This is a genomic window from Leclercia adecarboxylata (genome assembly GCF_006171285.1).
Taxonomy (GTDB): Bacteria; Pseudomonadota; Gammaproteobacteria; order Enterobacterales; family Enterobacteriaceae; genus Enterobacter; species Enterobacter barmai.
Map to the genome: position 1 here is coordinate 267,366 of NZ_CP040888.1, position 16,835 is coordinate 284,200.

Annotated in this window: 19 protein-coding genes and 1 pseudogene; 4 read left to right on the top strand and 16 right to left on the bottom strand. The window is 56.1% G+C overall.

All coding sequences use genetic code 11. From position 1 onward, the window contains the following. Positions 1-62 precede the first annotated feature (62 nt). Together FHN83_RS01385 and FHN83_RS01395 are read right to left on the bottom strand one after the other, a co-directional pair. Complete coding sequence (locus tag FHN83_RS01385; protein ID WP_008786873.1) at positions 63-710, bottom strand: hypothetical protein; 648 nt, start codon at positions 708-710, stop codon at positions 63-65. A gap of 955 nt (positions 711-1,665) precedes the next feature. Continuing rightward, positions 1,666-2,058 carry a hypothetical protein gene (locus tag FHN83_RS01395; RefSeq protein WP_000341066.1) on the bottom strand — a complete coding sequence of 131 codons (393 nt, stop codon included), beginning with the start codon at positions 2,056-2,058 and terminating at the stop codon, positions 1,666-1,668. A 920-nt stretch (positions 2,059-2,978) separates the two neighbouring features. On the opposite strand from FHN83_RS01395, the gene FHN83_RS01400 reads away from it, so the two are divergent. Both FHN83_RS01400 and FHN83_RS01405 read left to right on the top strand, forming a co-directional pair. Continuing rightward, a complete protein-coding gene (locus tag FHN83_RS01400; RefSeq protein ID WP_000211823.1) occupies positions 2,979-3,965 on the top strand; it encodes a hypothetical protein in 987 nt (328 codons plus the stop codon). Further along, positions 3,962-5,722, top strand: coding sequence for an ATP-dependent helicase (locus tag FHN83_RS01405; protein WP_031942310.1), 1,761 nt, complete (start codon positions 3,962-3,964; stop codon positions 5,720-5,722). The genes FHN83_RS01400 and FHN83_RS01405 overlap by 4 nt, the downstream gene beginning before the upstream one ends. A 181-nt stretch (positions 5,723-5,903) precedes the next feature. Here the strand turns inward: FHN83_RS01405 and FHN83_RS01410 are convergent, their stop codons facing one another. The 11 genes and pseudogenes from FHN83_RS01410 to FHN83_RS28125 form a co-directional block, all read right to left on the bottom strand. After that, on the bottom strand, positions 5,904-6,908 hold the full coding sequence (locus tag FHN83_RS01410) for an IS110-like element IS4321 family transposase (protein ID WP_000427623.1): 1,005 nt from the start codon (positions 6,906-6,908) through the stop codon (positions 5,904-5,906). Positions 6,909-6,986: 78 nt separating this feature from the next. Next, positions 6,987-7,544: a recombinase family protein gene (locus FHN83_RS01415; RefSeq protein WP_003100847.1), complete on the bottom strand. Its 558-nt coding sequence runs from the start codon at positions 7,542-7,544 to the stop codon at positions 6,987-6,989. Then, entirely contained in the window at positions 7,538-7,909 is a 372-nt protein-coding gene (locus FHN83_RS01420; protein WP_021243030.1) for a hypothetical protein, read from the bottom strand. The genes FHN83_RS01415 and FHN83_RS01420 overlap by 7 nt, the downstream gene beginning before the upstream one ends. Continuing rightward, positions 7,906-8,406: a hypothetical protein gene (locus tag FHN83_RS01425; protein ID WP_003100856.1), complete on the bottom strand. Its 501-nt coding sequence runs from the start codon at positions 8,404-8,406 to the stop codon at positions 7,906-7,908. The genes FHN83_RS01420 and FHN83_RS01425 overlap by 4 nt, the downstream gene beginning before the upstream one ends. Continuing rightward, on the bottom strand, positions 8,403-8,729 hold the full coding sequence (locus FHN83_RS01430; RefSeq protein ID WP_003100858.1) for a hypothetical protein: 327 nt from the start codon (positions 8,727-8,729) through the stop codon (positions 8,403-8,405). Before FHN83_RS01430 ends, FHN83_RS01425 begins: the two co-directional genes overlap by 4 nt. A 254-nt stretch (positions 8,730-8,983) precedes the next feature. Next, positions 8,984-9,340, bottom strand: coding sequence for a cupin domain-containing protein (locus FHN83_RS01435; RefSeq protein ID WP_003465043.1), 357 nt, complete (start codon positions 9,338-9,340; stop codon positions 8,984-8,986). Beyond that, positions 9,330-9,731 carry a DUF86 domain-containing protein gene (locus FHN83_RS01440; RefSeq protein ID WP_001293886.1) on the bottom strand — a complete coding sequence of 134 codons (402 nt, stop codon included), beginning with the start codon at positions 9,729-9,731 and terminating at the stop codon, positions 9,330-9,332. Before FHN83_RS01440 ends, FHN83_RS01435 begins: the two co-directional genes overlap by 11 nt. After that, on the bottom strand, positions 9,728-10,018 hold the full coding sequence (locus tag FHN83_RS01445) for a nucleotidyltransferase family protein (protein WP_001247892.1): 291 nt from the start codon (positions 10,016-10,018) through the stop codon (positions 9,728-9,730). Before FHN83_RS01445 ends, FHN83_RS01440 begins: the two co-directional genes overlap by 4 nt. Positions 10,019-10,152: 134 nt before the next feature. After that, positions 10,153-10,728, bottom strand: a complete 576-nt coding sequence (locus FHN83_RS01450; RefSeq protein WP_001173919.1) for a recombinase family protein — start codon at positions 10,726-10,728, stop codon at positions 10,153-10,155. A 126-nt stretch (positions 10,729-10,854) separates the two neighbouring features. Further along, the gene (locus FHN83_RS28120; protein WP_012585400.1) at positions 10,855-11,103 is read right to left on the bottom strand and encodes a type II toxin-antitoxin system YafQ family toxin; all 249 of its coding nucleotides are present in this window, start codon (positions 11,101-11,103) and stop codon (positions 10,855-10,857) included. Between the two features lie 99 nt (positions 11,104-11,202). Next, positions 11,203-11,283 (bottom strand): annotated as a pseudogene (locus FHN83_RS28125) (hypothetical protein); the annotation flags it as partial. A gap of 599 nt (positions 11,284-11,882) precedes the next feature. Between FHN83_RS28125 and FHN83_RS01465 the strand changes: the two are divergent. Continuing rightward, a complete protein-coding gene (locus FHN83_RS01465) occupies positions 11,883-12,371 on the top strand; it encodes a YkgB family protein (RefSeq protein WP_004099027.1) in 489 nt (162 codons plus the stop codon). A gap of 557 nt (positions 12,372-12,928) precedes the next feature. After that, positions 12,929-13,423, top strand: a complete 495-nt coding sequence (locus FHN83_RS01475) for a MarR family winged helix-turn-helix transcriptional regulator (RefSeq protein WP_004099028.1) — start codon at positions 12,929-12,931, stop codon at positions 13,421-13,423. A 396-nt stretch (positions 13,424-13,819) separates the two neighbouring features. Here the strand turns inward: FHN83_RS01475 and FHN83_RS01480 are convergent, their stop codons facing one another. The 3 genes from FHN83_RS01480 to FHN83_RS01490 all read right to left on the bottom strand — a co-directional run bounded on the left by FHN83_RS01480 (position 13,820) and on the right by FHN83_RS01490 (position 16,673). After that, complete coding sequence (locus FHN83_RS01480) at positions 13,820-14,845, bottom strand: zinc-binding alcohol dehydrogenase family protein (RefSeq protein WP_004357654.1); 1,026 nt, start codon at positions 14,843-14,845, stop codon at positions 13,820-13,822. Then, on the bottom strand, positions 14,845-15,333 hold the full coding sequence (msrA, locus tag FHN83_RS01485) for a peptide-methionine (S)-S-oxide reductase MsrA (RefSeq protein WP_045269765.1): 489 nt from the start codon (positions 15,331-15,333) through the stop codon (positions 14,845-14,847). Before msrA ends, FHN83_RS01480 begins: the two co-directional genes overlap by 1 nt. Before the next feature lie 107 nt (positions 15,334-15,440). Further along, complete coding sequence (locus tag FHN83_RS01490) at positions 15,441-16,673, bottom strand: bifunctional alpha/beta hydrolase/OsmC family protein (protein ID WP_004357650.1); 1,233 nt, start codon at positions 16,671-16,673, stop codon at positions 15,441-15,443. Positions 16,674-16,835 lie beyond the last annotated feature (162 nt).

The following is a 16,835-nucleotide window of genomic DNA, read 5'->3' on the forward strand; positions in this document are numbered from 1 at the left end:
CTGACACCGCATTGCCCGGCCCCGAAAATTATCCAGCCGGGCACCGTCGAAAACTGGTAGTGCTAAAAATCGGTCGATGACTGAACTGACAGGGTTGGAGGTGGACCTGGATGAATTTCACCAATGAGACTACCTATAACATAATACTCACCTTCATCAGATATGATATAGGGCCCCCCTGAGCATCCTTGCTTGTTGTAATGCGAAATTTCAAAACGAGATGTGCAATGCTGGTTAGAGTGTTTAGCGCAGTAGCAGGAAGTGACACTTTGAATTTTCCCAAGGACCGTTGAAAGTGCAGTCTGGCCCAATGGATATCCGACCCCAAATGTTTGCATGTTGCCGACGGGGGGACGGCGTTTAAAATAATGTGATACAGGCTGTTTCATTCCAGATGGCAAAATCATTTTCGCACTATCTACAAACGGCATATTGCCTTGAAAGTTGCTTTGGTCATTACAGTCCTTAAGAATGAATTCAACAGGTACTGGGATGGTGTTTACTGGTCCGAGATGATTGTGGAATATTACGTAAAGCTTTTGGTTGTTGCTGCTGGGGTATTTCTTGCCAAGAACATCCGTCACAACATGGGCTGCGGTGAGAAGGTGTGCACTCGTACCGTCATCGAAGCCAAATGCCGTTGCTTCGCGAAATGAACTAGGGTTTGAATTATCACTCACATAGATTTTGCAAACGTAGTTTTCAAGCATTTTAACTTCTCCTTCAGAAGGCAGGTAACCACCAGGTCATACGACCGAAGTTATGTCTGCTGAACAAGTCAGGGCAAATAAATGCGCTGGGTGATTTCCCGCCAATTCGATTAGTCTGACCCTCTATGGTACTGCCGCTCCCCCGGACGGGTATGCACAACAGCGTAGGTCAATGACGCCCTCTATTTAGAGAGCAACAGACAAAATTATCGGCAATGTACATGAAATCATTAATCCATTTATCGGTGTACCTGGCTCAACGTATGATCTTGAACCAACCGGCGAGGGCAACGGAGTGCAAACAGAGTAGTAACCGTAAATCAGGCAGTCAGACATTCGTCAGGTCCATCGACAACAAATTATCTTCCTTCCCTGTCTGTCACTAAAATCCTCAGCTATCTATTTACTCAGCAAAGTTCTATATATTCAATTAGTTAAATCTTTGAAGAGCTGTAAGTATACAACTTTAATGTCACGACACGAAAATAGCGATACAACTTTAATGTTAGCGATACAACTTTATTGTCTCATCGCTCCTCCTTGCAATCAGATGCATACGATCATAAGTGACACAACTTAAATATGACGCGACAACCATCTGAGCAACCTCCGTCATTTCATATAGTTATCTTATTTGCATGTCCTCATCCCATAAGGGGTGGGGCCTACCCCCGGCATCGAGCAAACCTGACCACCCTGCCCTCATTAAGACCCCACATGCGGCAATGGTGCCCTGTCCACGCCGCCCGCGATTTTTGAGGAAATGGGGAGGAAATAAAAAGAAAACAATAAGTTATCGGCTTAGGTACCGGCGCAGATCGGGAATCAGGCGAAGCCTGACAGCACGTTGAGGCCTGGCAGGGGGCTTGAGGGATGAGGACATGCAATTGTGATAACCTTCCCGCCACGGGGTCGGTTAAATTCGTATCCTGCCGGTGCAATTCCAACGGCCGCGTTACCAGTTCGCCGGGTAGCATGGCCAGCAAAGCCAGGCATCGAGCACCCGGGTTTCACTGACGGCCGCTGCATAGACGCCGGTATCCGGGAAGAAATAAACCGGGGTGGCGTTGTTCAGCTGGTCGCCTTCATCGGCCAGAGCGCCGATCACCTCATGAGGCTTAAGCAGCATATCCGTTAAATATTCATCCGGGTGGATGGCATTCAGCGATATGGCCATCTCCAGAAATTCATCCAGGGTATGGCGGGTACGATACCCCCGGAAAACCTCGTATGAAGGCGTGACGCATTCACCATCCAGGGAACAGGCATCGTAACCGGCCAGCTGCTCTTCGGTGAGTCCGGAGGCATGCTTTGCCACAAGATTCGTAAATTGCTCTTTATCGTCCATCACAATCCTTACGCTGTAGGGGCCTGTTTGTGTTATCACTGCTTCCGGTTTTTACTTCGCACAACCCGGCAGGTATCCGGTCGCCCGGGCGTCCTTTGCGGTCTTGTTCGCCCTTCGCCTGAATTACGTCAAATCCCTTTCACTACCCGGCCGCAGGGTGACACCTCCCCTTTTCTCCGGAAGCGAAAGAGGAAGAACAGTTTAACAGCCCGGATCCTCAATAATTTTCGCGTAACGGACTAAATAACCGGTTTATGCAGCTTCTGATAACCACAGACCGCGATAGAATAAAACGTCTGGTGAGGAACCGGAGTGTTATGTAAGCGGGGGGTTTAACTGGGTATCTGTGTAGTCCTATTTAGCCAGATATCCCGAATAAAAACCTCAACGATTAGGTAAACGAAATGGATGGATTCTGGTCGATGTTCTGTTTGTTTGTCGTGGTAGTTTCACTGCATAAAGCCCTTTCTGTAGCAGCAGCACGAGCAGACGCAGCAAAATTAAATATGCTTCTCAGAATGAGAAAGTTTAAAAAGTAGCTTTCAAGACATCTGAGAATTCTTTTAAATCCTCAGAGGAAGTTATATGTTTAGGCTATTTGCAAACTAAGGTTGGAATTCCATCATTCTAGCCTTAGATCTTTGATCAAGTGAAGTTGCTCACTTGGTTGGATTTTACCGTTTCCTGACGGCTTTTCAGAAGCGAGGGCTGGTTGGAATGCCTTCCAGCTAGAAGTCTTGCAGATGCTCTCCGGGCATTAACTCATTGTCGAATCTGCACCAGTATCACTAGGTTGTTGAGCGGGCGATTAGCTTTTTCACTGAGCCGCTGTACACTCGACTGCTTCAAGAAGCACTACTTACCATTTGCCTGCCGTAAGGTCTGTTCTTAGCTGGATTTTTTTGGGAGGATACGCAGTCATGACAACTCAATCCAGCTCAATACAATACGCTTACGCGCTAGACGGCGAGGGCACCCTCACGCACATTGGCGCTGCCCTGCGCTCACATACTTACACCTGCCCAGGTTGTAAGAGCCCCCTGACCCCGGTAATGGGCGAGTTCAACGCTAAGCACTTTCGCCATTCGGAAGAATGCTGTGCCCTTGAAACCTATCTTCACAAGTGCGGCAAAGAAGCATTCTTCTATCGCTACCAACAAGCTCTCAGCCGTGAAATGCCTATTAGCCTTGAGCTGGAGCGCCGGGTTGCCTGTAATGGTTCTCGTTTAGCCTTGGTTAGAGACGAAGCACGTCAGTGCGTAAAATCCGTGCCTGCACGCTACAACTTGACTCAATTTTTCGATCAGGCAGAGCTGGAAAAACACGATAAGGTCACAGGGCTGCGACCAGACGTGATGTTGTATGATACGACTGGCGAAAGGCGTTGCTACGTAGAGATTTGTGTCACACACCCCTGCTCTCAAGACAAGATCGAAGCCGGTATCCCGATTCTTGAGTTTAAGGTCCAATCTGCCTCTGATATTCAGATGTTGCTTACCGGGGCCTACTCGATCAAGGAGAAGATCCTGAGAGTATTCAACTGGCTTCCCCCGTTTCAATCTGTGGACACCTGTAGCGGCGTCTGCTCAGTAGGTAACGTGGATATGTCTGTCTGGAGTTTAAGTGGTTCCGGCCGACTCAACGAACAAACGATGCCGCTCGCTGAAGTGGATTTAACAATCAATTCTGACGTGAACACATGGCCTAGATCGTTAGGGGCCGCTGAGCTGGCTGATAACTTACGAGCTTTTATCCGTCACGCCGATCCTCATTCACTATTTCCCAACTGCATTATGTGCGAGCAAGCAGGCCGATGGGAGGATGGCTATCTGCAATGTCACAGTAAGGCAAAGATCGTTCCCTACACCGAGGCCCGTCAGTGCGCCAATTACAAGGTTAAGGCATGACCAAAAGACTGACTTGGGAGCAGAAAAGTATTGTCAGCCATGACACCGGACATGCGTTGGTAAAAGCCGTACCTGGTAGCGGGAAAACAACCACACTTGTAAAGCGCGTTGAGCGGCTGGTCAAGACGGGAACTGATCCTCGCTCCATTCTGATCCTGATGTACAACAAGTCGGCGCAGGTGAGCTTCACGGAGAACTTGAAGACGGCACTGATGTCGAGCGTGATTCCAGAAATCCGCACGTTCCACAGCTTGGCCTTAAAGATTGTTGGTTACGGAGAACGCCAACAGATAATCAAGAAGAAAGACCTCATTACTCCAAGCGACTACCGCTATGAGCAACTGGTAAAGCAAGCCTACCGCTATGGCTTTGACCATGAGGCGAATTATATTGACCCCAATGAAATTGAAAACTTCGAGCTGTTTATTGCTCGCTGCCGGGCGGCGGCCGTAACTCCTGTTGATGCTGCCAATGATCCAACGTTCAGCAACATCAAACGGGAGTTTATTCACGCCTATGGCCGCTATTGTGAGCTGCTGGAGGAAAACAGTCTGCGAACCTTTGATGACTGTTTGATTGAGGCTGTCGCACTGTTGCGTAATGACAGCAGCCTTGGTGCCCACTTCAAGCACATCATTGTTGATGAATATCAGGACGTTAACCTGATACAGCATGACATGACCCGCTTGCTATCTAAGTCGGATACGTCGGTTATGGCTGTTGGTGATGTTAACCAGTGTATTTATGAGTGGCGTGGTGCTCGACCAGACTTTATCGGCGGACTGTTTGAAAGGCACTACCCGAATACGAAGGTGTTTCAACTGTCATGCACGTTCAGATTTGGCCATGAGCTTTCCTTGATGGCTAACTCGGTAATTCGGCGCAACTCTACAAAGCTGACCAAGCTTTGTGTCAGTCATCCTAGCACCCCCAAAACAGAGGTCAGATTGCACTTTGATAACTGCCTATCCAAGGTGCTATCAAACCTCTCGGTGAGCAGTGGAACACAAGCCATATTGTCCCGCACTAAGGCGAACCTTGCTGAGGCGGAAATTGCTTTACGCCTGTGTGGGCTACCTTATCGCTACCTCAATGGTTCAAGCGCATTACACACCCGCACCGAAATCGGGATACTGGTAGTTGGCGTCTTGCTGTCTGTGTACGGCGATCTGCGGCTACTGGAAAACCATCCCAACAAACAAGCGATTGTTTACGGCTTTCTGAAGGAGGCTGGTTTTAGATGGCAGAAAGGGCAATTCAAAGCGGCGCTCAGTGGATTGATGGCTCCGCACGCCGACCTATGGTCTGCTCTAGGTCAGTTATTCGAGGGCGCACAATACCAAAAAGATCGGCTGGGCAGGCTCGCCACTATCTGCCAGAAAGACGGAGAGGAAACGCCTGCTATCGATGTGTTACGACGCCTGAGTATGGAGGGTTTCATTGATAGTGTTGGCTCTGAGGGTGTAACTCGCACTGGATCGAACGACCAGCAACGAGGGGTCGTGAGGATCGGGGAGCTACTTGACTCCAGTAAGATCGATTCCCGCACGTTTTTAAACCTTATCTTGAATCCAGGCGAGGCTGCTACTGACTGCGATCCCTTCATCCTTTCCACACTGCATGGTTCCAAGGGGCTGGAGTGGGATAACGTAATACTGATCGGGGTCGTCTCAGAAAACGGAATCTATGGTCACTCCCGTTTTTGCAACACCGATTTTGACGACAAGTTGGCTTGCTTGAATCTATCCGGCGTCTGAATGGGATTTTATTCCCGCGCCTTGATGAGTTCCGCGCCTGATGAACCTCCAGAAAATATACGGCTTCAATGAGCCTTTCCGTTTTACAGGTTCCTCAACAGGCCGGTGGGCCGTTAGTATCATCAATATCAGTATTCGCAAAACCAGATCAGTAATTCTTTAAACCGGTGTATTTCTGCCGTTATGCTACATAAGTTTGCTGTCGTGCCGTTAGGGCCCAGGCTATTCTGGCCAGCTTGTTTGCCAGAGCACAAGTGACGACAAAGTTGCTTTTCCGGCACAGTAAATCCCTGACCCAATCGGCCAATTTGCCAGACTGGTGTTCCAGTTTTTGTATGAATACCCTGGCACATTGAACCAACAAAGTTCGGATCTTTTTATTACCTCGCTTACTAATTCCCAGCAATGTCGTCCTACCTCCCGTGCTGTACTGCCGAGGTACAAGCCCTGTTGCCGCCGCAAAGTCACGGCTGCTGGCGTACTGCTTCCCGTCGCCAATCTCAGTTGAAATAGTACTCGCTGTCAGTGTTCCGACGCAGGGAATGCTCAGCAAGCGCTGTCCAACCTCATCTTCGTCCAACTTTCGTTTCAACTGGGATTCCAAATCTTTAATCTGCTCAACAAGATAGTGATAATGCTGTTGTAATTTCAGCAATAACTGGCTGAGGTAAAGAGGCAAACTATTATCCTCAAGAATGGTACTCAGTCGGCTAATAACGGCAGCTCCTCGGGGAACGCTAATGCCAAATTCCAGCAGAAAAGCATGCATTTGATTGGTTGTTTTTACCTTATCCTGAACCAGGGATTCACGGACACGATGCAGAGCCCGCATTGCCTGCTGAGATTCCGTTCTGGGCTGCACAAAACGCATAGACGGACGCGATGCAGCTTCACAAATAGCTTCGGCGTCGACAAAGTCGTTTTTATTGCTTTTAACGAACGGGCGGACAAATTGTGGTGATATCAGCTTTGGGGAATGCCCCAACTCTTCCAACTTGCGTGCCATAAAGTGAGAACCGCCACAGGCTTCCATTGCGATGGTTGTAGCGGGGCATGTCGCCAAAAATTCGATCAACTTTGGCCGGGTAAATTTTTTACGGTAAACAGCCTTCCCGCGACGATCCTGGCAATGAATATGGAAAGAGTTTTTACCCAGATCGATACCAATGAGCGCAATGTTTTCCATGATAGTTCTCCGAATGAAAGCCTGTCCTCAGCATAGTACCGGGAAGGAGGGAGTGACCATCTCATTAAATAAAGCACGCTAAGCGTGCGTGGAGGCTGGCACCCAGCGGTACAGCGTCGGAATGGACACGCCGAGGTTCTTGGCCACGTCCTTGGGCGGCACCCCGCTGGCCAGCAGCTTCTTGGCCGACTCGATCTTGCTGTCGGTCATCTTCGGCTTGCGGCCGCCTTTGCGGCCGAGCTGCTTGGCGACTTCCAGCCCGGCGCGGGTGCGCTCGACGGTCAGCTCGCGCTCCATTTCGGCAAGGCTCGCCATGACGTGGAAGAAGAACCGCCCGGATGGTGTGCCGGTGTCGATGGAGTCGGTGAGGCTCCTGAACTGGACACCGTGCTTGTGCAGATCGCCGACCAGATCGACCAGTTGCTTGACCGACCGGCCCAGCCGGTCGAGCTTCCAGACGACCAAAGTATCGCCTTCGCGCAGCATTTCGAGCGTCTTGGCCAAGCCAGGCCGGTCTGCCCGCGTGCCACTCACCTTGTCCTCGAAGACCTTTTTACATCCGGCCTTGCTCAAGGCTTCGCGTTGCAGCTCCAGGTTCTGATCCTGCGTCGAGACGCGCGCATAGCCAATCAACATGGCTTGTCTCGCGCCCGGTCGATGCGTTCCTGCATCGCCTGCATCACTTCTTCGTGGGTGTACGATCTGGCGTTGGCGTCGGTGGCTTGCCGCAGGGCTTCCTCAACCTCGCGCGTCATCCGCTCGTAATCCTCCGGCCACAGCGCTTGCTCCATGCGCAGCGACGCCTGACTCAGCAGGTGCAGCAGGCTGAACAGCCGCATGTCGTTGGTGGCGACGATGCGCTCCCGAATCTGCTCCTGAATAGCTTCGCTAGCCCGATGCGCTTGTGGTGTGGCAGTCCCCTCGTAGTCAGCGGGGAATTCCGCTTCCTCGGCAATCCTTGCCCAGGCGCTGGCCAGCGCCTCGATGGTTGACGTGCTCATTTCCGCCGCTCCTGTGCTCTTTGGCGAATCAACCGGCCAAGGGGCCTCGACGCGAAAACCAGCAGCATCACGCCTATCGGATACCAGGTCGAGAAGACCACCAAGGCATCGAAGGCTGGCCGTCCGGTGTTGGTAGGCAGTACGGCGGTCACAGCCATCAACCCGCCGACCGTCCAGATGATGCGCCACACGTAGGGCATCACGCGGGGCACGTAGCCGTCATCGAAAGCGGTCTGGTAGTAGCGGCGCAGGCCGCGCTCGGCAAGCGCCTGGCGCTGCCGCTCCGACAGCGCATCCGTCCGGCCATACCAGCGCCGGAATGGTGGACAGCGCAGCAGCAAAGGGGTGAAGAGGATCATCACCGCCACGATCGCGACACCCCACGCCATGACGGCGCCGGCATCGGGCCGCTTGGCGTTCTCGATCACGGGCGCGAAGACGCCCGGAGCACCGATCATCCAGAACAGCGCAATGTGCTGATGGAAGGAGAGCTTCATTTGCTCATCCACTTGCGCAGCAGGCGCTTTTTCAGGGAGGCGCGTTCTTGCGGGTTGCGTCCCTTGTGATTGGCGATGCGATCCGCCGTGGCGGCCTGGCGCTTGACGGGCCAGTAGGAGCGGCCATCCTTGCCCATCGACCAGACGCTGCTGGCCTGGTTTTCCAGCAGGGGCAGATGGGCGCTCAGGGCTTCGGGCGACGCGCTGGTCAGCGCCGTGCGCTCACGGGTGCGCCAGCGCTGATGCCAGAGCTTCTTGTCCTCGCGCTCGCTGCCGCAGGTCGTGTGCCCGACGATGGGTGTTTTGCGGCGGCTGCGGCTCATAACGTAGTGGTCTCCAAGAACATTCAGGACTGATCCCAGGCGTCGATGGTCAAGACCTGATCGGCAGGACAGGCGGCTACGCGGTCGGGAACTGGATGGTGTTCAGTCTCATGCCGACCCCATTCGATTGATCGCGTCGCTTGCGGCACGCTGCGACGCAAGGAGGTTTGCGACCTGGTTTAGCAGCCGTGTCCGCTGCATGTCTGTTACCTATCTCCCCGACCGCTCATTGGACCAACTCCAGAGATTGGGCTCTATCGCTCAGCCAATACGAAACCGGCATTGGCTGATGCCACAACCGAGACGAACACAAATGGCTCGGTACCTGTATTTCGCGCCCCGTGCACTTGGCCCGGTCTTGCCACGGCTATCTCACCTTCCCTGAGGGCACGAACAATCCCATTGCCCTGAAAGTAATCAGCCATTCCCGACAAAACAGTCCACGTGTCTTGGCCGTGAGGATGAATGTGAGCCGCAATTTCCTGCCCGGGATGGACATGCCAAACCACGATAATTGAGTCTCGGGTTTCAAGCACAACGGAACGAATAGGCTCGCCTTCGGACGGCTGAACATACTCGGCTACAGAAAATATTCTCGATTCAACAGTCATCGGAGATCCCTCTTTCACAGTTGTCGTTACGGTCTTCATCGTCGGCATCCTGACGCACGGCGGGCAATTGCTGGAGCAACGCCGGCAGCCATTCCTGTACCGTCTCCCACACCACATCGAGGTTGATGTCGAAATAGCCGTGAGCCATGCGATTACGCATATTGCGCATGCTGCGCCACGGCACGTCGGCATGCGCCTGGGTGAACTCGACGTAGCCATCCATCACCTTTGTGGCCGCCTCGCCGATGACGATCAGGCTCATGATGACGGCCTGCTGGGTGCGCTTGTCGGCCAAGAAGTCGTCCTTGGCCATCCCTTCCACGAAGCTGCGCGCATCGGTTGCGGCCTGCTGAATGTGGTCGAGGTAATCGGGCAGGCGGTTCTCGCTCATATCGGTTGCGCCTCCGCGAGCACCTTGGCCCGGAACTTCGGCGGCAGGTCGCCGGGAGTCAGCAGATCGACGTCAACGCCGAGCAGCGATTTCAGTTCTTCTTCCAAATCGCCCAAGTCCAACAACGTGGCACCGGGCAGCGCATCGACCAACAGGTCGAGGTCGCTGCCATCCCGGTCGGTGCCATGCAGCACCGAGCCGAAGACGCGCGGGTTCGCGGCGCGAAAGCGGCCTACCGCTTCACGCACTGCGCTTCGCTTCATGTCAAGCACAACAGACGGTCGCATGCGCATCCTTTCTTATCGAAACTCGTTGAGATGATATGCAATCAAGAATAGAATTTCAAGAACTATTTTCGAGAATCGCAATGCCTTGATTCCCGTGCCGCGCTGTCGTTTTCAGAAGGCGACTGCACGAAATATCAGGAGTCGGCTGCACTGCCAGAACTGGCCGCCTGCAAGGCAGCGTAGAGAGCGGTTTTTCCTACCTTGAGGCGTGCGGCGGCCTCGCGGACATTCAAGCCGTTGGCGACAAGCTCCCGCGCTCGTTGCAACTTGTCGGCAGTGACAACCGGCTTGCGTCCGCCTTTGCGCCCGCGTGCGGCGGCAGCGGTCAACCCGGCCTTGGTGCGCTCGCGGATCAGGTCGCGCTCGAACTGGCCCAGCGCACCGAACACATGGAAGATGAGCCGTCCGCCCGGCGTGGTGGTGTCGATGTTTTCAGTCAACGAGCGGAAGCCGACGCCCCGTGCTTCCAGCTTGCCGACCGTCTCAATCAGGTGCGGCAGGGAGCGGCCAAGCCGATCCAGCCGCCAGACGACCAGCACATCGCCATCGCGCAGATAAGCCAGCGCATCGGCCAAGCCGGGCCGGTCTGCCTTGGCCCCGGATGCCGTGTCCTCGAAAACCCGTTCGCAGCCTGCATTGCGCAGCGCATCCGTCTGCAAGGCGGTGTCCTGTTCCGCCGTCGATACCCGCGCATAGCCGATGAGTGCCATTTCCGCCCATTTGTCCGTTATACCGTCCGCCTATCTTATTGTCCGTCATCCCGTTGCGCAAGATGTTTTCGGACAGGCGTCCGGTTTGGCCGCCTAATGATCGTTTGGCGGACAAGGCGACTGGCATCAGCCGAACAGCTCGCTATGGGAGCCAAGCCGCGCCAGTCGCAGGGTGTCGGCGTCGGACTTGCGGTAGATCAGCAGCAGGTCGGGCTTGATGTGGCATTCGCGGTAGCCCGCCCAATCGCCGGAAAGATCGTGGTCGCGGTATCGCACATCCAGGGGCTGATCGGTCGCCAGCGCGACCAGAACCGGCTTGAGGTCATCATTCGTGCAGCGGACTCCTGATACTGTTCGTTCAATAGACGACTGCACAACAGCCTTCAAACCGCGTTGTCTGGTGCAGTCGTCTTCTGAAAATGACAACAGCTGCACACGTCGGCTGACGGTGGATTGCGATATCGATAGGCGCTCCGCCGCTCGGCGGAAGCTGCCGGCCTCGGCGACCTGAACGGCGTACTTCAGGTATCGGAGATCAAGAGTCAGGTCGGGCATGAGACCCGTCCTATCATACCGGCGGTCTCATCGGCGAACCGCCTGCGCCCGGTGAGCGGCACCCATGCACGTCCACTTTCATCGAGCCCACCCCCGCTAGCGCCTGGGGAACGAGCACGTCCGTTGATCTCAGATGTGGAATCCGAGCTGAGCCCCTCAATGAGCATGACCATGTCCGAATCTGTCATAGATGCATGCGGCGGTCATACATTTTCACACGCTTGAAGTCTATGCGCGAAGCATATATTCTTGCGGTATGGAGCCTGAGGTTGCCAAGTACCATTTAGGTGCACTCGCGTTGGCCGTTGCAGACAGCATCGCCAGTGTCTCGGCCTCGTTTTCACCAAGCGGCCCGGGGACCGCCGTGATGGTGTTACTCAGCATGGAGCCCGGACTGCCGATCAGCGTTTTGGCTACCTCGATCGGGCTTTCTCATGCCGGGACGGTGCGATTGATCGAGTGAGGCAGCGAAGCGCGAGCCAGCCGCTCGACATATCTCGCTTATTAGTATATGCGTCGCGCATATACTGCAACGCCTGCCCGAAGCACGTAGACGACGTTCGTGACGTTCCCACGGGACCACTGTTGAGGAATTTTAGATGAGCATTTTCGACCGTTATGAATTTCTTGTCCCCGAGCACGGTCGGAGGGATCTTGGCCTGCTTAGATGGGCTCTCGTGATCGTATTTCTGTGGTTCGGCGCGATGAAGTTCACAGCGTACGAGGCCTATGGTATCGCCCCGTTTATCGAACACAGCCCGATCATGAATTGGCTCGGCATGTTCGGGACGCAGGGGCAAAGCTATTTCATCGGCGTTATCGAGTTATCGACCGGTCTCGTTCTGATCCTTGGTGCATTTCGTCCACTCTTCTCTGCGCTAGGCGCACTAATGTCAGCAGCGACCTATCTGATCACGCTGACCTTTTTCATCACCACTCCAGGTGTCGCGGAGCAGACTGCCGGCGGCTTTCCTGCGATTTCGGCTGCACCAGGGCAGTTTCTACTGAAGGACGCAGTTCTGCTAGCGGCGTCCCTCGTGCTGCTGCGTGCTTCGGTCCGCCACAGAGGGGCGCTTGTGCTCTCGTGACTGTGGTCCTCTCGTGACGGCGGGCGTGCAAATCCTGCAGAACCTCCGCGGGGCATGGATGCTCCGTCGCGATATCGAGCCCGGAGGCGCTCAGCTGCATGGCGACGCGGTCTTCGCCCGTTTCGCCGCAATCCCCGACGTCGTGGAGCACGGACTGTTCCTCAATGGGATTGATACAATCGTGATCGCGCGCGGTGACACGATGGAAGTGCGACGCCGGGGGCAAGCTAGGTCTCGCTGATCTGCACCTGCGCGGCCTGGATGACAGCGCTGACGCGGAGTGATTCTCGGGCGCGACCTACGGCGATTCCGAGCGAAAAGGCTTGCCCTATAGCCGCCAGGTATCAACGGTTCCGCGGCCTTAACGAGCCGGACCCGTTTTTTTCGGCGCGCTCGATCAGTCGAAATCCTCCGAAACCCTTCTAAAACAGGACATTTTCCACAAGCCGCGCGGAGGAAGAGGACCACGGTATGGCTTGCTGTCTATGCTCCGCGCACATATAGATGTGGCAATGGATGGACCTCGAGATCGAAACATTTTCGGGGCGTTCGCACTCATGATCAGCGACGACATCGTTCGCGCTAGTTCATCGCGGGCGCCGGAAGCTGGACCCGCCGCCTCAGCGCTGGCGTTGCTCGCGCACAAGCCCGGGCTCTCGATCCGTATGCTTGCGATCGGGGTGGGCCTTTCACATGCTGGAACTGTTCGCCTGGTGGATAGATTGGTAAGCGAGGGATTGATCGAGCGTAGGGAGCATTCGACAGACGGGCGCGCGCGATCCCTCTATCTTACTCCAACTGGCAAGGTCGCGAGCGACGAGGTCCTGGCCTCGCGCGATCAAGTGATTGCCGAAGGGCTATCGATCCTTAATCCAGACGAACTGAAAACCTTATCGGACATCGCTGAACGCGTTCTCCGAAATCGCTTGGAAAACCTCGAGCAGTCATACCGCATCTGCCGCTTGTGCTGCTACGAGGGCTGCACGAACTGCCCCGTCGATGCCGAATTGCATGAGCGAGGTGTGGACCGCGAGAAGAACGACGACGCGTAGGAGACTCGCAATTGCGGCAGCTCAACGCTGCTCAGATGGCGGGGCTTCATAATGTCAGCGAGCCTACCATCAGCCGCATTCTTTTGGCTACGCGTCAAGCCGGCCGATCGGGCATGGCGGTCTCATTCTAATATGTCGGTGATCGCCCCACTTTTAGCCGCTCAATTGATCGGAACGCGGTTTCGGAAGCGGCCGTTCAAACCACTCGCTGCATTCCCATTTCTCTATGTCCGATAGGTAGTTTCGGGGAAAAGCAGTCGGGAACAGGTTTCGGGAACGCATGCTCCGGCAGGAGCGCAGCGCGCGTCCCAAACGCGTTTTCCCGGTAGAGCTTCCCAATCGGCAAAGTGCGGGCCACCTCAGACTGCGAACGCGAAAAACCGCCTGGCTGGTCACTCAAGGCAGGGTAACGACGATTTTCGCTGCGGATACACCCGCCTTCAGGGCTTCCAAGGCAGCCTGGAGCATTTCAAGGCCCTGGCCCACGATCTTCGCCGGAGGGGCGGGGACGAACGTGCGCGCCGCGAGAGCCTGCGGCAGGAATTCGCGGTAGATCATTGGACCAACCTCGTCATCCTTGAGGCTCGTCCCGGAGATGTGCGTCGCCTCGACTCCAAATGAACGCTCGTCGGGCGGGGCCAGCGTCGCTGCCACCCGGCGCGAGCCCTCGCATCTCGCAACTACGGCAAAACAGTCTTTCATGTGACCGGTCGCGTGAAGCGTTCCAGCGAGACTGCGCCCGCGCATTGCCTCAATCACGTCTTCCACGATGGCTGGACTCGAGTGGTCAAGAACCTCGCTTGCACCCAGCTCCTTCAACAGGCCGACGTTGCGCGCCGAAGCGGTGGCGACGCACCTGTAGCCCGACGCCACCGCGAGCTGGATGGCGTTGCAGCCAACGCTCGACGATCCACCCCAGACCAGAACGACCTCTGGACGCGCGGTCGGCGAGTGTAACGGTGGCGCGAGAGCCAACTGTGTCCGTCCGTAGAGCCCGCTTGCGGCGGTGCCAAGGCCAAGCGGGAGGACTGCCGCATCAGCGAAGGCAATGTTGTTGGGGATCGGCGCCGCCATGTGGTCCAGCACGATCGTGTGGTGCTGGAACGCACCCTGCGCAGGTTGATTTACGGTTGTCCCGACCGCCTGTCCGATGACTCGATCGCCGACCTTGAACCGCTCGACCGCGCCACCGACCGCCGCGACCTCACCGGAGACGTCGCTGCCGAGAATCGCGGGATAGTCGAGCCATGGCAAAAGCGCGACGTCCTGCAGAATCCAGTCGAGTGGGTTGATCGCGATGGCCGCGTTGCGGATCAATATCTCGTTCGCCGCCAGATGCGGCAGAGCGGTGACACCGATCCTCAGTGGCTGCCCCGGCGCTTTCTGCCAGGCGGCCTGATTAGTCACGGTTTCGGTCATCATCAACTCTTTCTGTCAAGTATTACAGCTGGGCGTTCGTCTGAGCGGTCCAACCGCCAGGTCGGGCGCACGAAGTGGCAGCTATAGCCCCCAGGATAGCGCACCAGGTATTCTTGGTGCTCTGGCTCCGCCTCCCAAAAGGGTTCTTCTGGGTTGATCTCCGACACGACCGGGCCTGGCCAGCTTCCTGATGCCTCGATTTCCGCGATGGTTGTGAGGGCGACTTCCTTCTGCACTTCGGTGGTGTAGAAAATCGCCGATCGATAGCTCGGACCGACATCGCTGCCTTGTTGCTCGTAGGTCGTGGGGTCATGTATCTGGAAGAAGAGTTCCAAGAGCGAGCGATAGGCGAGAACGGAAGGGTCGAAGGTCACTTCCACTGCTTCCGCATGGCCGTAATGTCTCGCGTAGGTCGGATCAGGCATTTCTCCGCCTGTGTAACCGACACGCGTCGAAATGACTCCCCTGGCTCGGCGCAGCAAATCCTCCATGCCCCAGAAGCAGCCGCCTGCGAGAATTGCTCGCTCTGTCGCGGCCGCCCTATTGCCGGTAGGCGATTGGCTCACAGTCCGTTCGCCCTCCTCCGTGTGCGCCACGGTCAAGCCAGCCTCGCGGGATCCGCAGCCTGACTGGCGCTCAAGAGCTCGGTCTGCACGTCCGAACCCCGGATGAGACTCAGATCGACGGGACACCGATCAGCGATCGCGAGGATCCGAGCGCGCTGATCATCACTCAGCGGCCCATCGAGGACAATGGTGCGGGTGAACCGGTCGGGTGGCATCATGTCCGGCACCTTCTCGTGCTGCACGGTCGTGCTCGCCCGTTCGAGCGGAAAGCCCTTGCGGTTCGCATAGAGACGCATCGTCATCACCGTGCAGGCTGCGAGGCCGGCAGATACGAGTTCGTAGGGAGATAGTCCGGTCCCGAGGCCACCGACCGATGCTGGCTCGTCGGCGAACAGAGTGTGCTCGCCGCTGCGGACCTTGAGCTGGAACGTCCCTGCAAGAGTTTCGGTGGAGACGACGCCCTCCGCAACCTCGACCTGCGGAAGATCCGCGCTGAGTGGTGGGAGAAAGCGGCTCGCCCAAACCGCCACCATGGCCGCGGCGTAGTTCGCGTCCGCGACGTCGGTGAGAAGGTGATCCGCGTTGTCGAGCGAGATGAAGCTTTTAGGGTGCCTGGACGCGACGAAGATGCGCGACGCGTGGTCGATGCCGACCACCTGATCCAGCGGAGAGTGCATGACCAGCACCGGCCGTCGCAGGGAGGCAATGGCCTTCTCGACGTCGATCCCCTCAACCGCCTCAAGGAACCCTCGGCGAATGAGGAAGGGCCTACCGGCAATCTCCACCGAGGCCTCGCCCTCGCTCGCGATGGTGTCCAGATCATTCGGTCCGAAGAGGCGCAAGATATGCTGAAGGTCGGCCGGCGCACCAATCGTCGCTACCGCCGCAATATCAGGCATGTCGGCGGCGGCTACGATCGCAGCGGTGCCACCCAGGCTGTGCCCGACGAGGAGGGACGGTGACATGCCCGCCGCCGCCATCGCATTTGCGGCGGCCCGAAGGTCCTCGACGTCCGACGCGAAGTTCACAGGTTCTCCCGTCCCACCGCCGATCCCGGTCCCGGCGAAATCGAACCTCAAGACCCCGATGCCCGCACGCGACAGCGCGCGCGAGATGTGAACAGCGGCGCGACTGTCTTTCCCGCACGTGAAGCAGTGGGCGAAGATCGCCCAGCCCCGCGGCGTCCCTTCCGGCGGTTCGAGGTGCCCGGACAGCGGAGAGCCAGCCCCACTGACAAACGTAAATGATCTTCCTGCCATGTCCATCAAACCTCCAGCACGCGGCTTGGCGGTTGCGCTCTCAGAACCTTCGACGGAGCTGAGCGGAGCGCACCGCCAACCGGTAATCGTCATCTCAGGCTATCATTTATATGTCTGGCGCATATAGACAAGCCCCTATACCATGATTATATGCGCCAAGCATACTTC

Excerpts from the sequence above, each read along its gene's own strand:
- FHN83_RS01430 (WP_003100858.1), bottom strand. The coding sequence starts at position 8,729 with ATGAGCCGCAGCCGCCGCAAAACACCCATCGTCGGGCACACGACCTGC.
- FHN83_RS01410 (WP_000427623.1), bottom strand. The coding sequence starts at position 6,908 with ATGGAAAACATTGCGCTCATTGGTATCGATCTGGGTAAAAACTCTTTC.
- FHN83_RS01400 (WP_000211823.1), top strand. The coding sequence starts at position 2,979 with ATGACAACTCAATCCAGCTCAATACAATACGCTTACGCGCTAGACGGC.
- FHN83_RS01445 (WP_001247892.1), bottom strand. The coding sequence starts at position 10,018 with ATGCGACCGTCTGTTGTGCTTGACATGAAGCGAAGCGCAGTGCGTGAA.
- FHN83_RS01480 (WP_004357654.1), bottom strand. The coding sequence starts at position 14,845 with ATGATGACCGAAACCGTGACTAATCAGGCCGCCTGGCAGAAAGCGCCG.
- FHN83_RS01420 (WP_021243030.1), bottom strand. The coding sequence starts at position 7,909 with ATGAGCACGTCAACCATCGAGGCGCTGGCCAGCGCCTGGGCAAGGATT.
- FHN83_RS01425 (WP_003100856.1), bottom strand. The coding sequence starts at position 8,406 with ATGAAGCTCTCCTTCCATCAGCACATTGCGCTGTTCTGGATGATCGGT.
- FHN83_RS01395 (WP_000341066.1), bottom strand. The coding sequence starts at position 2,058 with ATGGACGATAAAGAGCAATTTACGAATCTTGTGGCAAAGCATGCCTCC.
- FHN83_RS01475 (WP_004099028.1), top strand. The coding sequence starts at position 12,929 with ATGATCAGCGACGACATCGTTCGCGCTAGTTCATCGCGGGCGCCGGAA.
- FHN83_RS01450 (WP_001173919.1), bottom strand. The coding sequence starts at position 10,728 with ATGGCACTCATCGGCTATGCGCGGGTATCGACGGCGGAACAGGACACC.
- FHN83_RS01440 (WP_001293886.1), bottom strand. The coding sequence starts at position 9,731 with ATGAGCGAGAACCGCCTGCCCGATTACCTCGACCACATTCAGCAGGCC.
- msrA (WP_045269765.1), bottom strand. The coding sequence starts at position 15,333 with ATGGAGGATTTGCTGCGCCGAGCCAGGGGAGTCATTTCGACGCGTGTC.
- FHN83_RS01385 (WP_008786873.1), bottom strand. The coding sequence starts at position 710 with ATGCTTGAAAACTACGTTTGCAAAATCTATGTGAGTGATAATTCAAAC.
- FHN83_RS01465 (WP_004099027.1), top strand. The coding sequence starts at position 11,883 with ATGAGCATTTTCGACCGTTATGAATTTCTTGTCCCCGAGCACGGTCGG.
- FHN83_RS01405 (WP_031942310.1), top strand. The coding sequence starts at position 3,962 with ATGACCAAAAGACTGACTTGGGAGCAGAAAAGTATTGTCAGCCATGAC.
- FHN83_RS01415 (WP_003100847.1), bottom strand. The coding sequence starts at position 7,544 with ATGTTGATTGGCTATGCGCGCGTCTCGACGCAGGATCAGAACCTGGAG.
- FHN83_RS01490 (WP_004357650.1), bottom strand. The coding sequence starts at position 16,673 with ATGGACATGGCAGGAAGATCATTTACGTTTGTCAGTGGGGCTGGCTCT.
- FHN83_RS01435 (WP_003465043.1), bottom strand. The coding sequence starts at position 9,340 with ATGACTGTTGAATCGAGAATATTTTCTGTAGCCGAGTATGTTCAGCCG.